24 protein-coding genes are annotated in these 18,114 nt (G+C 59.9%); 13 read left to right on the forward strand and 11 right to left on the reverse strand.

Going from position 1 to position 18,114, the window contains the following annotated elements; genetic code table 11:
* The first annotated feature begins 4 nt into the window (after window positions 1–4).
* The gene (nusB, locus tag MJQ68_RS15500) at window positions 5–916 is read left to right on the forward strand and encodes a transcription antitermination factor NusB (protein WP_238752049.1); all 912 of its coding nucleotides are present in this window, start codon (window positions 5–7) and stop codon (window positions 914–916) included.
* Between the two features lie 34 nt (window positions 917–950).
* Here nusB and arfB read toward each other — a convergent pair whose 3' ends face one another.
* The 3 genes from arfB to MJQ68_RS15515 all read right to left on the reverse strand — a co-directional run bounded on the left by arfB (window position 951) and on the right by MJQ68_RS15515 (window position 2,669).
* Window positions 951–1,352 (reverse strand): alternative ribosome rescue aminoacyl-tRNA hydrolase ArfB, encoded by a 402-nt coding sequence (arfB, locus tag MJQ68_RS15505; RefSeq protein WP_238752050.1) that lies wholly within the window; start codon window positions 1,350–1,352, stop codon window positions 951–953.
* Window positions 1,349–2,044: a metallophosphoesterase gene (locus tag MJQ68_RS15510; protein WP_238752051.1), complete on the reverse strand. Its 696-nt coding sequence runs from the start codon at window positions 2,042–2,044 to the stop codon at window positions 1,349–1,351. The genes arfB and MJQ68_RS15510 overlap by 4 nt, the downstream gene beginning before the upstream one ends.
* Window positions 2,045–2,156: 112 nt before the next feature.
* Entirely contained in the window at window positions 2,157–2,669 is a 513-nt protein-coding gene (locus MJQ68_RS15515; RefSeq protein WP_238752052.1) for a DUF1573 domain-containing protein, read from the reverse strand.
* Between the two features lie 164 nt (window positions 2,670–2,833).
* Here MJQ68_RS15515 and MJQ68_RS15520 point away from each other — a divergent pair, with 164 nt between their 5' ends.
* Window positions 2,834–3,523 (forward strand): YjjG family noncanonical pyrimidine nucleotidase, encoded by a 690-nt coding sequence (locus MJQ68_RS15520; RefSeq protein ID WP_238752053.1) that lies wholly within the window; start codon window positions 2,834–2,836, stop codon window positions 3,521–3,523.
* A 65-nt stretch (window positions 3,524–3,588) separates the two neighbouring features.
* Here the strand turns inward: MJQ68_RS15520 and MJQ68_RS15525 are convergent, their stop codons facing one another.
* Window positions 3,589–4,152, reverse strand: coding sequence for a Dps family protein (locus MJQ68_RS15525; RefSeq protein WP_238752054.1), 564 nt, complete (start codon window positions 4,150–4,152; stop codon window positions 3,589–3,591).
* 174 nt (window positions 4,153–4,326) lie between these two features.
* Here MJQ68_RS15525 and MJQ68_RS15530 point away from each other — a divergent pair, with 174 nt between their 5' ends.
* Together MJQ68_RS15530 and MJQ68_RS15535 are read left to right on the forward strand one after the other, a co-directional pair.
* A complete protein-coding gene (locus MJQ68_RS15530; protein ID WP_238752055.1) occupies window positions 4,327–5,148 on the forward strand; it encodes a glutamine amidotransferase-related protein in 822 nt (273 codons plus the stop codon).
* Between the two features lie 19 nt (window positions 5,149–5,167).
* Window positions 5,168–6,031 (forward strand): SDR family NAD(P)-dependent oxidoreductase, encoded by an 864-nt coding sequence (locus tag MJQ68_RS15535; protein ID WP_238752056.1) that lies wholly within the window; start codon window positions 5,168–5,170, stop codon window positions 6,029–6,031.
* Here MJQ68_RS15535 and MJQ68_RS15540 read toward each other — a convergent pair.
* Window positions 6,021–6,854, reverse strand: a complete 834-nt coding sequence (locus MJQ68_RS15540; RefSeq protein ID WP_238752057.1) for an SDR family NAD(P)-dependent oxidoreductase — start codon at window positions 6,852–6,854, stop codon at window positions 6,021–6,023. The two genes, MJQ68_RS15535 and MJQ68_RS15540, sit on opposite strands and share 11 nt — an antisense overlap.
* A gap of 4 nt (window positions 6,855–6,858) precedes the next feature.
* Window positions 6,859–7,041, reverse strand: a complete 183-nt coding sequence (locus tag MJQ68_RS15545; RefSeq protein WP_238752059.1) for an exodeoxyribonuclease VII small subunit — start codon at window positions 7,039–7,041, stop codon at window positions 6,859–6,861.
* A 116-nt stretch (window positions 7,042–7,157) separates the two neighbouring features.
* Here MJQ68_RS15545 and MJQ68_RS15550 point away from each other — a divergent pair, with 116 nt between their 5' ends.
* Window positions 7,158–7,826, forward strand: coding sequence for a hypothetical protein (locus MJQ68_RS15550; protein ID WP_238752060.1), 669 nt, complete (start codon window positions 7,158–7,160; stop codon window positions 7,824–7,826).
* Here the strand turns inward: MJQ68_RS15550 and MJQ68_RS15555 are convergent, their stop codons facing one another.
* Window positions 7,827–8,126: a hypothetical protein gene (locus MJQ68_RS15555; RefSeq protein ID WP_238752061.1), complete on the reverse strand. Its 300-nt coding sequence runs from the start codon at window positions 8,124–8,126 to the stop codon at window positions 7,827–7,829. It abuts the gene before it with no gap.
* A 66-nt stretch (window positions 8,127–8,192) separates the two neighbouring features.
* Between MJQ68_RS15555 and MJQ68_RS15560 the strand changes: the two genes are divergently transcribed.
* Genes MJQ68_RS15560 through MJQ68_RS15570 form a run of 3 tightly spaced genes read left to right on the forward strand, consistent with a single transcriptional unit; the run spans window position 8,193 to window position 10,209 of the window.
* Entirely contained in the window at window positions 8,193–8,807 is a 615-nt protein-coding gene (locus tag MJQ68_RS15560) for an outer membrane beta-barrel protein (RefSeq protein WP_238752062.1), read from the forward strand.
* A complete protein-coding gene (locus MJQ68_RS15565) occupies window positions 8,804–9,265 on the forward strand; it encodes a hypothetical protein (RefSeq protein WP_238752063.1) in 462 nt (153 codons plus the stop codon). Before MJQ68_RS15560 ends, MJQ68_RS15565 begins: the two co-directional genes overlap by 4 nt.
* Complete coding sequence (locus MJQ68_RS15570) at window positions 9,262–10,209, forward strand: Ppx/GppA phosphatase family protein (protein WP_238752064.1); 948 nt, start codon at window positions 9,262–9,264, stop codon at window positions 10,207–10,209. Before MJQ68_RS15565 ends, MJQ68_RS15570 begins: the two co-directional genes overlap by 4 nt.
* On the opposite strand, the gene MJQ68_RS15575 is transcribed toward MJQ68_RS15570, so the two are convergent.
* Window positions 10,181–11,113, reverse strand: coding sequence for a DUF3137 domain-containing protein (locus MJQ68_RS15575; RefSeq protein ID WP_238752065.1), 933 nt, complete (start codon window positions 11,111–11,113; stop codon window positions 10,181–10,183). The genes MJQ68_RS15570 and MJQ68_RS15575 overlap by 29 nt on opposite strands.
* 79 nt (window positions 11,114–11,192) lie before the next feature.
* Here MJQ68_RS15575 and MJQ68_RS15580 point away from each other — a divergent pair, with 79 nt between their 5' ends.
* The 4 genes from MJQ68_RS15580 to porD are packed head-to-tail and all read left to right on the forward strand — an operon-like array spanning window position 11,193 to window position 14,514.
* Window positions 11,193–12,026 (forward strand): outer membrane protein assembly factor BamD, encoded by an 834-nt coding sequence (locus MJQ68_RS15580; RefSeq protein WP_238752066.1) that lies wholly within the window; start codon window positions 11,193–11,195, stop codon window positions 12,024–12,026.
* On the forward strand, window positions 11,992–12,342 hold the full coding sequence (locus MJQ68_RS15585; protein ID WP_238752067.1) for a DNA-directed RNA polymerase subunit omega: 351 nt from the start codon (window positions 11,992–11,994) through the stop codon (window positions 12,340–12,342). Before MJQ68_RS15580 ends, MJQ68_RS15585 begins: the two co-directional genes overlap by 35 nt.
* A gap of 7 nt (window positions 12,343–12,349) precedes the next feature.
* A complete protein-coding gene (coaBC, locus tag MJQ68_RS15590; protein ID WP_238752069.1) occupies window positions 12,350–13,543 on the forward strand; it encodes a bifunctional phosphopantothenoylcysteine decarboxylase/phosphopantothenate--cysteine ligase CoaBC in 1,194 nt (397 codons plus the stop codon).
* Complete coding sequence (porD, locus tag MJQ68_RS15595) at window positions 13,540–14,514, forward strand: type IX secretion system protein PorD (RefSeq protein WP_238752071.1); 975 nt, start codon at window positions 13,540–13,542, stop codon at window positions 14,512–14,514. Before coaBC ends, porD begins: the two co-directional genes overlap by 4 nt.
* On the opposite strand, the gene MJQ68_RS15600 is transcribed toward porD, so the two are convergent.
* The 3 genes from MJQ68_RS15600 to MJQ68_RS15610 are packed head-to-tail and all read right to left on the reverse strand — an operon-like array spanning window position 14,483 to window position 16,445.
* Window positions 14,483–15,529, reverse strand: a complete 1,047-nt coding sequence (locus tag MJQ68_RS15600) for a DNA topoisomerase IB (protein WP_238752073.1) — start codon at window positions 15,527–15,529, stop codon at window positions 14,483–14,485. The two genes, porD and MJQ68_RS15600, sit on opposite strands and share 32 nt — an antisense overlap.
* Window positions 15,530–15,583: 54 nt before the next feature.
* Complete coding sequence (locus tag MJQ68_RS15605; protein WP_238752074.1) at window positions 15,584–15,811, reverse strand: hypothetical protein; 228 nt, start codon at window positions 15,809–15,811, stop codon at window positions 15,584–15,586.
* A 55-nt stretch (window positions 15,812–15,866) separates the two neighbouring features.
* Window positions 15,867–16,445, reverse strand: a complete 579-nt coding sequence (locus MJQ68_RS15610; RefSeq protein ID WP_238752075.1) for a sigma-70 family RNA polymerase sigma factor — start codon at window positions 16,443–16,445, stop codon at window positions 15,867–15,869.
* A 483-nt stretch (window positions 16,446–16,928) separates the two neighbouring features.
* Here MJQ68_RS15610 and MJQ68_RS15615 point away from each other — a divergent pair, with 483 nt between their 5' ends.
* A complete protein-coding gene (locus MJQ68_RS15615) occupies window positions 16,929–17,879 on the forward strand; it encodes a magnesium transporter CorA family protein (protein WP_238752077.1) in 951 nt (316 codons plus the stop codon).
* Window positions 17,880–18,114: the final 235 nt, after the last annotated feature.

Genomic DNA, 18,114 nt, shown 5'->3' on the forward strand with positions numbered 1-18,114 from the left:
CCTTATGCTCAGTCGTCGCAACGTACGCATCAAGATCATGCAAGTACTCTACGCCGCCCAACGACAGGAGCGTCACGAGCTACGGCCCATTCAGAGCCACTATACGCAGCTGGTCCGCCGCTCCTTCGAGCTGTACCTCCTCAACCTGCTCATCCTGCAGCGCACCTGCGAGTACGCCAAGCAGGATGTAGCTACCCGCAAGGTGAAACTGCGCCCCACCGAGGAAGACCTGGCCTTCCGTGCCACCCTGGCCACCAATCCCGCCATCCTTTCCCTGACCGATAACAAGGACCTCAGCCGCCACTACGACCGCTACCGGATCCGCAGCATGACGGACGCCGATCAGATCAAGCAGCTCTACCGCGACTTTCTCGGCACCGACGCCTACATCACCTACGCCGCCATTCCCGAGCCGGAAGCCGAGGACACGACCAAGGTGCTACTGGCACTCTACAAGTGGCTACAGAGCCAGGAGCTGTTCCTTACCATGGTCGAAGACCAGTTCCCCCTCTGGCAGGAAGACAAGAGCCTGGTCGTGGGCGCCATGAAGAAGACCATCAAGGCCCTACCCACGGAGGAAGAGTTTGCTAAGGATTATCAGTCCAACTCCGAGGCCGTGTCAGAATTCGGCGATGTACTGCTCCGCTTCGTCGTAGAATCCAACGATCAGCTCCTCACCCGCATCACCCCCGTACTTCAGAATTGGGATGTCGACCGGGTAGCCATCATCGACATGATCCTGCTCAAGATGGCCATGGCTGAGTTCCTCGAGTTCGACACAATCCCCCCCCAGGTTACCCTCAACGAGTACCTGGACATCTCCAAACTCTACAGCACCGACAAGAGCAAGGACTTCCTCAATGGCGTACTCGACCGGGTGCTTAAGGAACTGCAGGCGGAAGGCTTGGTGAAGTAGTATGGTAGTCTTGTAGTCTTGTAGTCTTGTAGTTCTACCACCTCACCCGACCCCGACCGCTCTTCACCTCCCCACGGCGTTTCTTCTTTTCCAACCGCTTACGGCTGTTGGCCTTGAAGGCCCCGGCAGTACGTTTCTTGGGGGGATTGCGGATACCCCGTTCCAACAACTGGCGCATGGCGGACAGGGCACGTTTGCGGTTGGTGTGTTGGCTGCGGTCGCTCTGATCGGTGACGGACAGGCGGTCCTGACCGTCGAGGCGGTTGCCGAGGTGGAAGCGGATGTTGTCGCGCTCGCGGCGGCTCAGTCCCTGGCTGGCGGCTACGTCGAGCACCAGTTCAACGCGGCTCTCCGTCTTGTTGACGTGCTGGCCGCCGGCTCCCGAGGAGCGGGAGGTACGCAGCTCGAGTTCGCGTTCGACGATTTCCCAGTTCATCGGTCCAGGTTAGGTACGAAGGTGAAGGTACGCTCGTCGAGGTTCATGGCGCAGAGGTGCCCCATGCCGTTCTTGGGGTGGAAGCAGCCGGCATCGATGTCGAACACCGGGTAGGCCCGGCGGCGGGGATGGGCCTGGGCCTCGATGCGCTGGCGGGTCAGGGGCGTGTGGCCGTGTACGATCTTGCGGTCGCCAAGCCAGTCGTAATCGATGTGGCGGTACCAGTTGCGACGGTTCAGCATCGCCTTTTTACCCTTGAGGGGGTTACGACGGCGGAAGTTCAATCCGGCGTGGACCAGGATGTAGTCGTCCAGCAGATAATGGTACGGCAGCTCATTGAGCCAGAAGACGTGGATAGGATTGATGCGACCCTCCGGGTTGTCGTCACTCAGGTAGCTCTTCTTGGTGGAGGCGGCTCCGGCGCTGCGCCAGGTGGAGCGGGAGGACTTATCTCCGATTAGCAGGGCGTCGATCATGTACTGATCGTGGTTGCCGCGTAGGCCGTGGATGCGGTAGCCATCGTCCTGCAGCTGAATAATGTAATCCAGCACTTGGGCGCTACGGGGGCCGCGGTCGACGAAATCACCGAGGAGGTAGAGCTCGTCCGTAGTGCCAAGACTGACACGGTCGAGCAGGGCTTCGAAGGTGCGGGCACACCCGTGGATATCGGAAATAGCTAGTCTACGGGGCATGCGGTCAGTGGGGAGCGCAAAAGTAGCGGTTTGCTCGCTGAAATACTACTAATACGAAACGCCCCGTCTGCGCAGGGCAAACGGGGCGTCGAAGGATCGTTGTGTTCGGAGCTTACTGCGTAGCGGCGTTGGGATCGGCTACGACGGTACCGTCCAGCGAGATATACGTCTGGGCGGGCTCGGTATTGGCGGTGATGGTCACCCGCTGGTTGCGCTCACCGACCTTGTTGCGGGTGTCGAAGCGTACGGTGATCTCACCGGTCTCGCCGGGCGCGATCGGAGCGGTAGGCTTGTCGGGTACGGTACATCCACAGGTGCCGCGGGCATCGGCTACAATGAGGGGCTCCTCACCGGTATTGGTGAAGTTGAAGGTGTGGGTGACGATCTCCCCCTCCGTCACGGTACCGAAGTTAAAGGCGCTCTCGGCGAAGGAGAGGCTGGTGGTGGGGCCGGCGGGCGTCACTACACCGGGCTGGGCGGGAGCGGCGGCGGCGGGATTGGCGGGCGCGGTGGTCTCGATGTCCTGGCGGGCGGCGTCACGAACTTCGTCGTTGCCCTGCTGGCAGGATACAAGTCCTACGGCAAGGGCGCAGGTAGCGAGAAAAGTGGAACGGAAGGTAAACATAGAACGCGTGTTTTGTTAGTCTGAACTGGGTGGTAAACACCACGTACGATAGAATGGATGCTGGTTGCTTGTTAACACATTGTAAATAAGTATAGCAGCTTCAGCGAAGTGCGTATCCGCACCCCCACCCTGCTTCATTCGGCGTACAACGCCTCGACCTTACTATGACTGATTCCCCCTACACCTGGCTCCTTTTCGACGCCGACAACACCCTCTGGGATTTTGACGCCGCCGAAGCCCACGCTCTGGAGCAAACCCTGATCGAACGCGATATCGGCTGGTCAGCTGAGGTACTCTCCACCTACCAGCTCATCAATCGGGCGGCCTGGGACGACTACGAGAACGGCCGACTACCCAAGGAGCAACTCCGCGACGTGCGCTTTCAGCGACTGCTGGACCACTACAAGCACGACCACCCCGCCGAGCAACTCTCGCTCAGCTACCGCAATTACCTGGCTGCCAGCCACCACCTACTGGACGGTGCCCTGGAGGTACTCGACTACGCACAGTCCCGCTACCGCCTCGGACTGATCACCAACGGACTCTCCGAAGTGCAGCGGCCGCGCCTGGTGAATACCGGCATCGGCGACTACTTCGAGTTTATCACCATCAGCGACGAGCTCGGTGTAGCCAAACCCCAGGCCGCCTTCTTCGCGCACGCCGCTATGGAAATGGGTCACCCCGACCGGACGAAGGTGCTAGTGATCGGTGACAATCCCAACGCAGACGTGAAGGGGGCTCTGGACTACGGCTTTTCAGCCTGCTGGCTCCGGCACCCCGGCGCATCCGACCGCAAGCATCTGGGCGAGACCTACCGCATTCGCCAGATCAGTGAGCTGCTGCAACACATATAAAAAACCGCCGACCCCCTGCTGGGAGTCGACGATCTACGGTAGTTAGACTATTTAGCGGGTCGCTACTAGTGGGAAGTAGCTTCTTCTGCCTCTGCTTCGGTGTGCAGGAAGCCGATCGACAGGCTATCCTCACCCAGGAAGTGCTCGCAGTGGTGCGCGCGGTCCTCAATTTTGAACAGGAACTTCTCCAGCATCGACTTGGTGCCGAAATCGTCCAGCTCGAGGGCCTTCTTGATCGACTTGCGGAACTCCTGCGCGATCGTCTTTTCGTTGTGCATGTCGGACTTGATGCCGTCACGGATATGAAACACGCCCTCGGGCTCCTGCTCGATGTAGGCTAGTTTAACGTAGTTTTCCATGCGGGTGGTGGGGTCATAGCCCAGCAGAGTGATCCGCTCGGCTACAGCATCGGCCTGCTTGTGGATCTCATTGTAGTTTTCCTCCAGAAAGAGGTGTAGATCGCGGAACTGGGGACCTTCTACCAGCCAGTGGTGCTTGTGGTACTGGAAGTATTGAATCCAGAGTGCGGCCAGGTGACGGTCCAGGTGCTCCCGCATGGTGCTGCATGCTTCGTCGCTTAGTCCTACGGGATTGCCTTCGTATGTTTTGTGGTCTCTTAACTTTTCCATCTTATTGTTTTGTTTCTTTTTTAACGGGAAGCGGGGGGGCGATGTTCGTCCGACAAGACTAGCTGCGGGGCCGCGTCCGTTACTATACAAAGACCCGACTTCTTGCCTTTCGTCGTTGACATTTAGCCGCGAATTACGTTTTACATACGTTAGTAAGCAAAACCCCCAAAGAACATGAGCCGCCTCCGTCTCGCTATTCTCGATCTTTACAACGGTATCCCTAACCAGGGCATGCGCTGCATCCGCGAGCTCGTGGAACGCTACGCCGATGTGCTGGACTACGAGGTCTTCGACGTACGGGCCGCGCACCAGCTGCCCGACCTGTCCTTCGATATCTACATCAGCTCCGGCGGCCCCGGCGATCCCCGCGAGGGAGACGGCGTCTGGGAGCCGATGTGGGGCAAGTGGTTTGACGACGTACGGGCCCACAATGCCGAGTCAGCGGATAAAAAGTTCGTCTTTTTCATCTGTCACAGCTTCCAAATGGCGGTGCACCACCTGAATATGGCCGCCGTTACGCCCCGTCGCAGCCTCAGCTTCGGCACCTTCCCCATGCACATTACCGAAGCCGGCGCCGACGACCCCATCGTGGGCGGCCTCAGCGACCCCTTCATTGCCGCAGACTTCCGTCGCTACCAGGTCATTCAGCCCGATGCAGCGCGGATGCAGGAACTGGGTGCTACTACCCTCATCATCGAAAAAGATCGTCCGCACCTGGACCTCGAGCGCGCTACCATGGCGATTCGCTGGAGCCCGGAAATGGTCGGTACGCAGTTTCACCCCGAAGCCGATGCCGACGGAATGCTGCAGCACTTCAGCCGCCCCGACATCAAGGCGGAGGTCATCGCCGAGCACGGCCGCGACAAGTGGCTCAGCCTGATGGCCGATCTCAGCGACCTGACCAAGATTGCGCGCACCCACGATACGATGATACCCGGCTTCCTCGAACGGGCCATTGCCGTGCTGTCTCCCCGCGCCGTACCGGCGACGCAGTAATTAGGCTACCTTTGGGGGTATGAACGACACCCTCCCCTCCCCTGGCTCCGAATGGGTACTGATTACGGGGGGCACACACGGTATCGGACTGGCCCTAGCCCAGGAATGCCAGCAGCAGGGACTCTGTGTCGCAGTTGTAGGCCTCCCGGACGAGCACCTGCGTCAGGCGCGGAAGCTACTTGCCGTGCACGGAGCACCGGCGGTGCGCTTCCTCGGTATCGACCTGACCGCCGAGGGTGCCGTGGAGCGGGTAGCGGACTGGCTGACCGAAGAGCATATCCTACTCCACTATTTGGTCAATAATGCCGGCTTCGGACGCGGCGGACTCTTCGAGCATACTCACTGGTCAGAGTACCGCACTATGCTGCAGCTCAATAATCAGGTAATGATCGAGCTGATCCACCGGCTGCTGCCCCAACTGAAGGCTACCCGCGGCGGGATCCTCAATATGAGTAGCATGGAAGCCACGCTCCCCCTACCCTATAAAACGGTATACACCGGCACCAAGGGACTGGTATACAACTTCAGCCTGGCCCTACGGGAAGAATTTCGCCACCATGGTGTAAGTGTATCTGTCCTGTGCCCGGGGCCAGTGATCACGAACGCGGACGGGCTACGGCGGGTCAAGGCGCAGGGAGCCAGGGCGCAACTGCTGGTCACGATGCCCAAAGACATCGCGCCGGAGGCCGTGCGGGGTATGCTCCAAGGCAAGGCTGTCATAGTACCCGGTCGCCTGGTCCGTCTGCTACTCACCATCAGCTACCTTACCCCACGCCCCATCCGTATGCGTATTCTGGAGCGCCTGTTCAGTCGCTACCGGGAGGAGGTCCCACTCGCAGCGGTCGTACCCCCTACTCCGGCACCTAGCACCGTCAAAGTATAAACCGAAAATCGGTGAGCCGCTCGCTCTCTTCCCATAGCCTCCGGGCTTCTTGCTCCGAGTACGAGCTGGCGTAAGACTGCTTCGGTACGCAATCATCCCAGTACAGACCACTCGGTGGTGGCTCCGCTACGGTAGCCAGGAAGATACTGGTGGAAGCCCCCTCCTCCGCTGTCTTATGACCCCACATTTGCCTACGCACCCGCCAGGCCAGCCGGTGCAGCCAGGTGTTGCCCTTGAGGCCGATGTCGGTCTGTACCAGTCCGGGCTGAATCGCACAGATCACCGTATCATCGGTCCTGCGCCGGTCGTATTCGTAGCAGAATAGGACGTTCGCCAGCTTGCTCTGCGCGTAGGCCCGCAGGCCGTGATACTTCCCCTCCAGGCTCAGGTTGTCAAAGTCCACTCCCTTCACCTGTTTGTGGCTGTCGCTGGCTACACAGAGCACTCGCGCGCGCGGCGCAAAGTGAGGCCGTAGCAGTCCCGTGAGGAGAAAGTAGGCGAGGTGATTGACGGCAAAGGTCCGTTCCACCCCCTGGGCCGTGAGCTCGCGGGTAGAGTTCCAGACACCGGCGTTGTTGATCAGTACGTCCAGCGGTGGGTGCTCGGACTGTACCGTTTTGGCCAGCTGGTGTACGGTCTGCAGATCGCCCAGATCGGCTTCCAATGGCGTGATGTGGCCGGTGCCGATCGCGGTGGCTGCCGCACGGGCGCGCTCCAGGGTACGGCCGTGCAGGAGTACGTGCCAGCCCTGCTCCGCCAGGGCGCGGGCGGTGGCCAGACCGATGCCGGAGGTGGCACCGGTGATGAGTACGGTCTTGGGCATGGGTTTATTCGGTCTGTTGGCGCAGCTCGGCCAGGCCCTCCTCTACGCCCCGCAGTTTGGCGCGGCAGGCGACAAGGAGTTGCTCGGCGCGCGCTACGCGGCCGTGCAGTTGGTCGATGTCGGCGGGTACTTCACGCAGCTGGGCCAGAATCTGCTCCAGCTCGGCGGTGGCCTCTGCGTAGGTCATGGCGGGTGTTTGGGCGAAAGTAGTGCCTGCGGGCCGTCAATTCAAGCGCCGGCCGGACCGGAGGTAGAACACGGCCCCCGTAGTCGCGTGTTGTACAGTTAAATACTACTCCCCACATGCGTTATCTCCCCCTGCTTTTTGCCTGTCTATTTTGCACCTGCGTACGCGCCCAGACCCCCAATACTCAGGGCACCGGAGGCGCTGAGACGACTAATCTCGCTACCGGCAGTGAGCTGGACGAGCTGGTCGGCATCTTTGAAGAGAATAACGTCGGCTTCCTGCACGTCTATATCGATCCTAATGTGGACCCCCTGGAGACCTACCTGTTTCGCGGTCTGGAAATGGGTGAGGGTGAGGTAGCTCAGTTGCCGGAAAGCTACCTGTCGGAAGTCAATACCGACGAAGGCAGGTTCTATGCCTCCATGGCGATCCAGGGCATCGAGGAAAACCTCTACCTGGTACGCTACGACGGTACACAGCGCGACCGGATCGACCAGTTTGCCCTCCGCGACGGCCAAATGATGCACCTGAAAACGCTCGCCTACCTGAACTGCGATACACCCGGCGACTGCGGACAACTAGATAGCTACATCACGGACGTGAACCTGGATACCGACTTCGACCTCATCCAGATCAGCCGCGCCAGTGCCGCCGATACCAACGAAGAGCGCCACGTCTACACCATGCCCCGCGCCTCGCGCATGTGGGTAGAGACCACCGAGCTGGACGTACCCTGGGAGGGCATCACCTTCTACAAGCACCCCTCGGCCTCGCGCAAGCACTAATTATTCCTCCTCTCCCCCTGCCGGCAGGCCCACGAAGCGTGCCAGGCGGCGCAGTAGCTTGGCCGATGGCGGACTGAGATCCGGCAAACTGTCCGTAGCGGCCCGGTACTGCGAGAGCATGTCGTAGAGCACATTGATACGCCCCTCCGTATCGTAGAAACGGTTGATGATCACGATCTTACGCTGCTCCACCAGACAGTAGCCGGAAGCAAAGTGCCCCTTTTCGTAGCGCACGGTATAGCCCAGTTCCTTGAGCAGGGTCTCCAGTTTTTTCAGGCTGTGTTTCGTAGTAGGCAGCATAGGGGCGGGGCCGCAGGTGCGGTACTGAGAAGGGGGGCAAAGGTAGTCGGGTACTACATTTATGCGATGGCGAAGGTATTCATCCTGTTGGGTCTTCTTTTGCTACCGGCTATGTCGCCGGCGCAGACCTTCCGTGCCGCCGCCCTGGCCGGTATCAACCTGAGCCAGATCGATGGCGATGACCTACTGGGCTTTCACCAGCCGGGTTTGAACGCGGGACTCCGGGTCGTGGCAGTACTCGGGGAGCACTGGCGGGTCGGTCCTGAACTACTCTTCACCCAGCAGGGCGCGCGGGCTAACGCTAATTCGCAGACCCAGAGTAGTTTCGGCACCTTTAGACTGCAGATGGTGGAGCTGCCCCTGATGGTCCAATACACCGACTGGCGGCTCACCGCGGAAGCCGGACTGGCCTACCAGCGACTACTCAGCTACCGGATAACCAACTCCGGAGATCGCGACATCACGGATGATATTCAGCTGGACGGCGACGCCCTCGCACTACACCTGGGGGTTAGCCTAAATCTAACGTCGCGCCTGGGCCTGAACTTCCGCTGGACACGGCAACTGACCGACCTACAGGCCGGTGACGGGCCGCGCTTTGTGGGGCGCAGCCTTAGTCTGCGGGCGGTATACGCGCTGGGTACCGGGGAAGCATTGCCACAAACCACCGAGCCCCAGTGATCCGCACGGTCATAAGGTATGCAGTCTGTCTGGCAGTGCTCAGTTTCAGTGGATGCGGAGCGGAACCAAAGGAAAAACAACCGGCCGCACCCTCCTACCCGCCTCTGCCCCTGGAGCGCCTCACCGTACTCTGGGACAGCGCCACGACCTACGATGTGGTATTCAACGAACTGCCGATCTCCGCCAGTCAGCAGAACCTAGGCGACATCCAGCAGAGCCTGACCTATATCGCTAGCGATGCGCCGCAGATCGATCCGGACTGTACGCCCGTGGGCCACGTCTGGTTTCAGGCCGGTCCGAACCGGGGCGAGGAAGCCGACCTTTATTTTTCAGCGGGCTGTGTGTACTACCTATGGTACGAAAACGGACGGCCCGCCTACGCCAATGCACTCACCGAAGCCGGGGTAGTCTTCTATAATAATATTCTACGCCAAGCCCAGCAAGCCCAACCCCAATGACCGACCCCTCCCTGCGCGCCGTGATCGACCTCGGCACCAACACCTTTCACCTCCTCATCGGACGGGTCCTGCCGGATCAGCGCATCGAGGAAGTGTACCGCGAACGCATATTCGTCAAACTGGCCAGTGCGGGCATCGAGCTGATCGGACCCGAGCCCTTCGCCCGCGGCATCGCAGCACTGACGCACTTTCGGGACGTGCTGGAGCAGCACGCGGTCGGGCACGTCACGGCCATCGGTACGGCGGCGCTGCGTACGGCGAGTAACGGGGAGGAATTCGTCCGCACGGCCGAACTGGAAAGCGGCATTATCGTACACCTCATCCCCGGAGATACGGAGGCGGGCTACATCACCAACGGCGTGCTGGCGGCACTGCCCCCCCTCACCGACCGCATTCTGATCATGGACATCGGCGGCGGATCCACGGAGTACATTATCGCCTCGGCGGAGGGCGTACACTGGCGCCGGTCCTTCCCCATCGGCGTCGCCGTACTGGAGCGACTCTTTCACCGGACGGATCCGATCAGCGAGTTAGAGATCCGCGAGTTGGAAACCTTCCTGTACAAGCAACTTGCCCCCCTGCGCGATGCGCTGGCGGAGTACCCAGCCCACCACCTGGTCGGTGCCGCCGGCACCTTCGACGTGATGGCCGACGTGCTGCTGGACCGCAGCGCCATCGCGCACGCCACGAGTCATTCGCTCGACCTGAGTGGTCTGGAAGCCCTGCATTTCTCCATCATCGCGGCCACTACCACCGAGCGGCTTGCCATCGCGGGCATTCCCCCCGAGCGGGTCGACCTGATCGTAGTAGCCATGCTGCTGATCCGGCACACCATCCAACTGGCGGGTATCGATAAAATTACGGTGAGCGACTACGCGATGAAGGAAGGCATTTTGCTGGAGCAGAATGACCCCGTCAGTGTGTCTGGTCAAAATCCTGAATGACGCCCAACATCAGTGTGATGTCGGCGTAGAAGCGGCGGATGAGCTGAAACGACAGGTTGGACCGAAAGAAGCGGGGTTCCAGTAAGTCATAGCCATGCTCCAGTCCAATAAATAAATCCTGATCGTGAACGGCGAAGTACAGATCGCGGTGCTCTCGCTGATAAAAGGCTAGCAGCGCGTCCTGCATCGGGGGGGTGAGAATACCGGCTACCTTAGTCCCCGGATAGGCGTAGACAGCGAAGGAGTCGCGAAATTCCTGGTTCAGGATCTCTACATCTGCTGATCGGCCCTGACTGCCCACGTAAGCATCTACCGAGCGCTTTAGCCGGCGTAGGTGATGACGGGGCCAGACTGCCAGCCGCCCCTGCGTGGGCTCGTTGAATACCGCATGGACGAACAATCCACTGAAGACCAACTGTAGCCGGTTGCTGGCCGGACTAATCTCCTGCACGTACGCCTCCCCCATCTCGAAGGCCATCTCCCCGACCAGACCGCGGATGTAGTCCTCGGCGCGGTAGCTGTCCGGATGGGGGCGGAACAGCCCGCTGCGTTCGAAGCGATCCTGCAGTATGGGGCGTTTGGCGTCGTAGGCCAGTGACCGGAAGTTGGGAGAATCATTGATGAAGTCGAGCAGCAGCTGAATGATGGCCGGCTTGAAGGACTGCCGGAAGCGCTCGATCCGCAGGTATAGCCAGCCCATGTAAAATGCTACGGGCATGACCAGAATCAGGTTTAGAAACCCCAGGTCATAGACCAGGAAAACGATACCAACGGCTAGGATACCCCCCAGGGAAAGCGCGATACCCCAGAGAATGCGCTTACGCAGACCCTCCAGACGGAGCAGCTCCGGTCGGATGGTGGTGTTGTAGTACAGCCGGAGCTCGGGCAGGCGGGGGGGAAGCATGGGCCGAAAGGTAGCACACGCCTACCAACCGGGGGGCGGGCAAAAGTGTCTCCTGTAAAACCCCTATCTTTGCGCGCTTATGCAGTACAGCATCAAACTGATCGTTCTCCTACTGGCCGTTTTTCTCGTGAGCTGCCGCAGCGAGTTCGAGACCATTCGTACCAGTACGGACCCCGAGCTCATCCTCAAAAAGGCCGATGCCTACTACGATGCCGATGAGTACCAGCGGGCGCAGACCCTGTACGAACTTGTCATCGCCCCCTACCGCGGCCGCGCCGAGGCCGAGCAGATCGCCTACCGCTACGCCTATACCTACTACTACACCGAGCAGTTCGTACTGGCCAGCTACTACTTCAAGAACTTCGCCACTACCTACGGGGGCAGCGCGCTGCGGGAGGAAGCGGACTTCATGTCGGCCTACTCCAATTACGAGCTCAGCCCTATTTACCGACTCGACCAGAGCTATAGCGTAAAGGCCATCGAGGGCTTCGAGGAGTTCGCCAACCGCTACCCCAACAGCGAGCGCGTAGCCGAGGCCAACCGCCTCATCGACGAGATGCGCGCCAAGATGGAGCTCAAAGACTTCGAAAGCGCTAAGCTTTATATGGACATCGAGCGTTATGAGTCTGCACTCACCAGCTTCGAGAACGTCCTCAAGGAATACCCCGAGACCAAACGGGCCGAGGAGATCCGCTACCTCATGGCCAAGGTGCAGTACGAATACGCCGACCGCAGTTTCCGCCTCCGGAAACCGGAACGCCTGGAAGCTACCATCGCCCTGGCGAACAACTTCCTGGCCCGCTTCCCCAACAGCCAGTGGCAAACGGAAGTGACCACCATCCTATCCAAATCACAGAAAGAACTAAACGATCTAGCAGATGTCAGATATCAAAGCACGAGCACAGGGACTTAGCCCCGACACCGCCGCCCGCGACATTCAACGCGTCGTCGGCAAGACCGGCAACATTTATGAGTCCCTCGCGATCGTGAGCCGCCGCGCCCGTCAGCTGGCTGTCGACATCAAGCACGAGCTCGACCAGAAGCTCGAAGAGTTTGCCGAAGTCACCGATACCATCGAGGAGATCGTAGAGAACAAGGAGCAGATCGAGATCTCCAAGTTCTACGAGAAGCTGCCCAACCCCGTCCTGATCGCCATGCGCGAATACCTCGACGACGAGCTCTACAGCCGCTACAACGAACGCCGCGAGGACGAGGAGGACGAGCTCTAGCGCCCCCGTGCTAGCCGGAAAAAAAGTTATTCTGGGTGTCAGCGGCAGCATCGCCGCCTACAAGTCTGCCCTGATCGTCCGCGGCCTCATCCGGGCGGGCGCGCAGGTGCGGGTGCTGATGACGCCGGCCGCTACCGAATTTATTTCGCCGCTTACCCTGGCTACCCTGTCCAAGCACGAGGTCATCACCTCCGTGCACAGCGAGGCGGGCTGGAACAACCATGTCGAACTGGGGCTGTGGGCGGACGTCTATCTAATCGCCCCCACCACGGCTACTACCCTCGCTAAGCTTGCCCACGGCATCTGCGACTCGGCGCTGGTAGCCGTATACCTCTCGGCTCGCTGCCCGGTCTTCTTTGCGCCGGCTATGGATGTGGACATGTGGCTACACCCCGCCACCCGCGCCAACGTAGCCACCCTGCAGTCGTACGGCAACTACCTGATCGATGTAGACAGTGGCGAACTGGCCAGCGGTCTGAACGGACAGGGCCGACTAGCCGAGCCGGAGCGTATCCTACAGACCCTCACCGATCACTTCTCCCCGGGTGACCTGACGGGCAGCCGCATCCTGATCACCGCCGGCCCCACCCACGAGGACCTGGACCCGGTCCGCTACCTCGGCAACCGTAGCACGGGTAAGATGGGTATCGCCCTGGCCGAAGCCGCTGCTGCCCGCGGGGCAGAGGTCGAGCTTATCCTGGGCCCTACCGAGTTATCCACATCCGTACCGGGTGTAACGACGACCAACGTACGCTCCGCGCTAGAGATGCACGCGGCCGCTATGGCACGCTGGTCTGACTGTACGGCCGGTATCCTGAGTGCGGCCGTGGCCGACTACCGCCCCGCCGAAGTAGCTAAGGAAAAGATCAAAAAGTCCGACGGAGCACTACAGCTCCGCCTCGTGCGCAATCCTGACATCGCTGCCGAATTAGGAGCAAGCAAGCGACCGGACCAACTACTCGTAGGCTTTGCCCTGGAAACCGAGAACGGCGTGGAGAATGCCCGCGGTAAACTCGAGCGCAAGCAGCTGGATTTTATCGTACTCAACTCCCCCCGTACCCCGGGAGCGGGCTTCGGTCACGATACCAACCAAATCCAGCTGGTCGACCGCAATATGGTGACCGACTTCGAGTTAAAATCGAAGCGCGCCGTAGCCGAAGACATCCTCGACCGCCTCGTAGCCGTTAAACAGACACGATGAAACAGACCGCCGCCCTCCTCCTCACGTTCTGCCTCCCACTCTTACTTACGGCACAGAGCGAGATCAACTGGACCATCAACCTGAATACCCAGCAGATCACCCAGACCGACAAGCGGGTGTTCCAGACGCTGGAAAAGGACCTGGCTATCTTTCTCAACGGACAGACCTGGACCAACGACCGCTTCGAACCGGAAGAGCGCATCGAGGCTACGGTCTTTCTCACCCTCGCCGAGCAGACCGATGATGGTCGGGGGCAGGATTCCGAAGTGGTCGTGCCCAATCAGTTCAAGGGCACCATGGCTATTCAGACCTCCCGGCCCATTTATGGAGTAGGTGAGGTTACCCCCGTACTCAACTACCAGGATAAGCGCATCGGCTTCAGCTACGAGCAGTTTGCCGCTATTCAGCTGTCCGAGCAGTCATTTACTTCAGAGTTGGCCTCCATTATGGGTTTCTATGCCTACCTGATCATCGGGCTGGACTACGATACCTTCTCCCCCCTTGGTGGCCAGCCCTACTACGAGCAGGCCCAGGAGATCTACAACCGCCTGCCCAGTGGTCTGCAGAACGCCGGCGGCTGGACGGCAGCCGGAAAAACCAATAACCGCTACTTTCTGCTCGAGAATCTCCTCAGCCCCCGCATGCTCCCCATGCGCCGTGCCCTGTATAATTACCACCGCCTCGGTCTGGACCTGATGCTTACTGACCCCATAGCGGCCCGCAACAACATCACACTGGCCATCGAGGATATGCAGGCCGCCAACCAGGCGTACCCAAGCTCGGCCCTCGTCCAGACCTTCGTGGATGCGAAGCGGGAAGAGATCATTGAGATCTACCGGGGCGCTACCGGACCGGAGCAAAATGCGGTCATCCAAATGATGACGCGCGTAGATCCGGCCGGCTCGGGCCGCTACCGCGAGATTCGGGCGCCAGCTTCGGCTAAAGGCCGCGGGCGAGCCGGTACGCGATAATTTCGTCGTGGTCGAACTCCCCGTCGGTCTGCCGCTCTTCCTTGGCTAAAATAGAATCTTCGTCCGGTATGCGCTCTTCGGCTACCGCTGCCAGCACGCTGGGGTGGATGTAGTATTTGCGGCACACCGCGGTTGTGTTACCCAGAAACTCTGCTACCCGTTCTACGACGCGTAGATCGGGACGCTCGGGTAGCTCACCCCCGTGTTCCTCCCGCAACTCCCAGTAGGCATCGACCGCTGCGGCCGTACCCGCCCAGGTGCGGAAGTACTTACTACTGAACTCCGGGCCTACGAGCTGCTTGACCATCTCGTTAACATCACTACTGTCCAGGTTCGTCATGCGCCCATCTTCCCCCCGGTAGCGAAATACTTCGTAGCCCGGGAGTTCACTCATATTGGTCAGTATGCGGATCAGTTTGGGATCGGTCAGGTCCACCTCGCGTTCCTGCCCGCTCTTACCGATATAATCAAAGTGAAGACCCTCGTCATCTACCTCCACGTGCTTGCGCCGCAGGGTAGTCAGGCCGATGGTACCGTTGCGCTTGCGGTACGCGCTATTGCCTACGCGCATGCCGGTCTCATCCATCAGGGCCAGGGCTACTGCGGCTACCCGCTCCTTAGTCCAGCCCCGCGAGGAATCGCTGATGATGCTGCGCAGGGTACGCCGGGCGCCCGGTAGGGCGGTAGCGAAGTCGACCAGGGTGTTGAATTTATCTAATTGGTTGAAGGCCAGCCAGTCCGGATGGTAGCGGTACTGCTTGCGGCCGGCCTCGTCGCGGCCCGTGCTCAGCAGGTGGCCGTTCTCTACGGGGCAGATCCAGACTTCGGTCCAGGCCGGAGGGATGGCTAGTGACGAAAGACGGTCGTGCACCAGTTGATCTTCGATCAGGCTACCGTCTTCGCGATAGTAGTCGAATTCTTTGTCCTTGCGGGTCTTGCGCGACCAGCCGGGCTGTTCGTCGGAGACGTGGACAAGATCGGGTACGTGGAAGGAGTTACTGCGAGCGGCCCCCATGGGTTAGCGTTTACTGACCCAGCTTAAAGGAAAAAACGGCGCGCAGGTTTTCGGCTAGTCCGCGCGCAGTCCGGCAATGCGGGCGCGGATCGTCCCGAGCAGGTCGGGGGGAGGGGCCTGGGGGCGCAGGTTGCGCTTCAATAATACTTTCAGGGCGGCCTCGTCGGTGAGGCTGCTGCTGTCTAGTTGTTCGTCCTGTGGACAGTCCGGTTCAGCCACTTCGGGCAGCGTACGACCGGGGCGATACGGGGCCCCGTTGCGGGGGGGATGACTGGGAAACATAGCAGTAGAATTGAAACGTGCCGCCCCCGAACGGAATCGGAGGCGGCACGCGGGTTTAACCTAAGTTGCGGGTATTGACAATGCCGAATGTACGCTCGGCGTATCCCTGTAGTTGCTTGATCAGCGCAATGCGGGCGCGGCGGGTCACGCTTTTCACGGTATTCAGTGGTAGCTCCATAGCCTCGGCGATCTCTTTTTCGGCAAAGTCGTAGAGGTCGGCCATCAGCACGATCGCCCGCTGCTTGTCGTTCAGCAGGGCCATGGCGCGCATAATAGGATCGCTGAAGTCACGGTCCAGCGCACCGGCAATGCGCAGGTCGGCGAAGCCGGCCATGGGACTGCCTTCGTCGCGGTACTGGTAGGCGCTGCGCTCGTCCAGCTCCTGCTCGCCCCGCCGCTTCCGCTTGCGGTAGTCGTTGATGAACAGGTTACGCGCCAGACAGAACAGCCAGGCGCGGCCATTGGTCCCGCTCTCGTAGTGATCCAGTTTAAGGTAGGCACGCGCATATGTCTCCTGCGTCAGGTCAGCAGCATCGCTGCCGTTGCCGGCCATGCGCAGCAGAAAGTTGTAGACCACTTGGTAGTGGACCAGGAGCTCCGCCTCAAATACGTGCTCGCGGGTCGTGCGTGCCATGGTTGGAAGAATTAAACAGGGGTGTGGGTACCAAATGTCGGAGCCGAAGGGAGAAGTTGCAGCTCACCTAAATATAATCTGAGCGCGCAGAATGCCTATAGGCAAGTAGGCGCATAGCAGTCGAATGGTGAACTTCCACTAGCTTACTCACTACCTATACCGGTCCGTGTGCCTAAGCTTGTTCATGCATGTCACGGTATACCGTAGTCAGCTAACGCCAATACAGCTGTCCTAGACAAAATAGCGCCTCTTCACAGTTTTACTCATCACTTCTCTACCGGCCTTCGCCCAGATCTCGTTTGAGACGAAGCCACGCAGAGGCTAACGAGGCTCCGCCGGCCATGGCCGACAGACGGAATGGCTGTACGGATCGTTCCGGCCCTGCGCCACTTTGCCGCTCCGGGTGAACCGGGGGATTAGGCGCGCTTAATTTCTGGTCCTTGCTGTCGTACCTTCGCGGGCGCTTCACCAAAACGTCCCGCCATGATCAGCTACTACGCCAGCACAAACGGCCGCCTGGGACTTGTGGAGCAGCCCGGCCCCGATACCTGGATCCACCTCTGCCCCCCCTTCGCCGCCGATGAGCTCTCCGGCATGGCGGAGCGCTACGAGCTACCGATCGACTTTCTCACCGACCCCCTAGACATCGACGAACGCTCGCGCTACGAACGCGAAGACGATGCTCGCCTGATCGTCATCAACACCCCCGTTCTCAGTCAGGTAGAAACCGAGAACGACAGCATTTACATCACGGTCCCCATCGGTATCATCCTGACCCCCGAGGCCCTGATCACCATTACGTCTACCGACGATCACCCGGTCCTGCAGCTCTTTATCGACAACAAGGTGCGCAACGTCAATCCGGCGCGCCGCAGTCAGTTCGTGCTCCGCATTTTCGAGCACACCGTATACCGTTTCCTTACCTGCCTCAAGCGCCTCAACGTACGTCGCAACCTGATCGAGCAGGAGCTCTACGACAGCAGCCGCAACCGCGAGCTCAAGCAACTGCTGAGTATAGAAAAGTCGCTGGTTTACTTCATCAACGCCCTCAACGGCAACGAGCTTCTGAAGATGAAGATGAAGCGCGCCGACTTCCTCGGCATCCGCCAGGACGAGGACCTCTGGGACCTCTTCGAAGACATCATCATCGACAACGGTCAGGCCCTCGAGATGGCCAATATCTACACCAATATCCTCAACGGCACCATGGACGCCTACGGTTCCATCATCTCCAACAACCTCAATATCACCATCCAGCGGCTCACGCTCATCACCATCGTGCTTACCGTACCCATGGTCATCGCCAGCTTCTACGGCATGAACGTACCCATGCCCCTCCAGGAAAAGAACTACATCTTCATCCTGATCCTGCTACTATCGATCGTACTTAGCGCTGGAGTCATTTACTACTTTCGCCGCAAGCGATTGTTTTAGGGGATTAGGTCGCCTTCGGCTTGTTAGATCGCCTGTCGGCTCGTTAGACCCTTCGGGGTAGACCGCCTATCGGCTCGTTAGACCCTTTGGGGTAGACCGCTTCGCGGGTAGAGGGCCTAACGAGCGAAGCGATCTAATGAGCCGAAGGCGATCTACCTGCGAAGCAGTCTAACCCGCGAAGCGGTCTAACGAGCGAAGCGATCTACCCGCGAAGCGGTCTAACGAGCCGAAGGCG

It is taken from the genome of Neolewinella maritima (assembly GCF_923081025.1).
Taxonomy (GTDB): Bacteria; Bacteroidota; Bacteroidia; order Chitinophagales; family Saprospiraceae; genus Neolewinella; species Neolewinella maritima.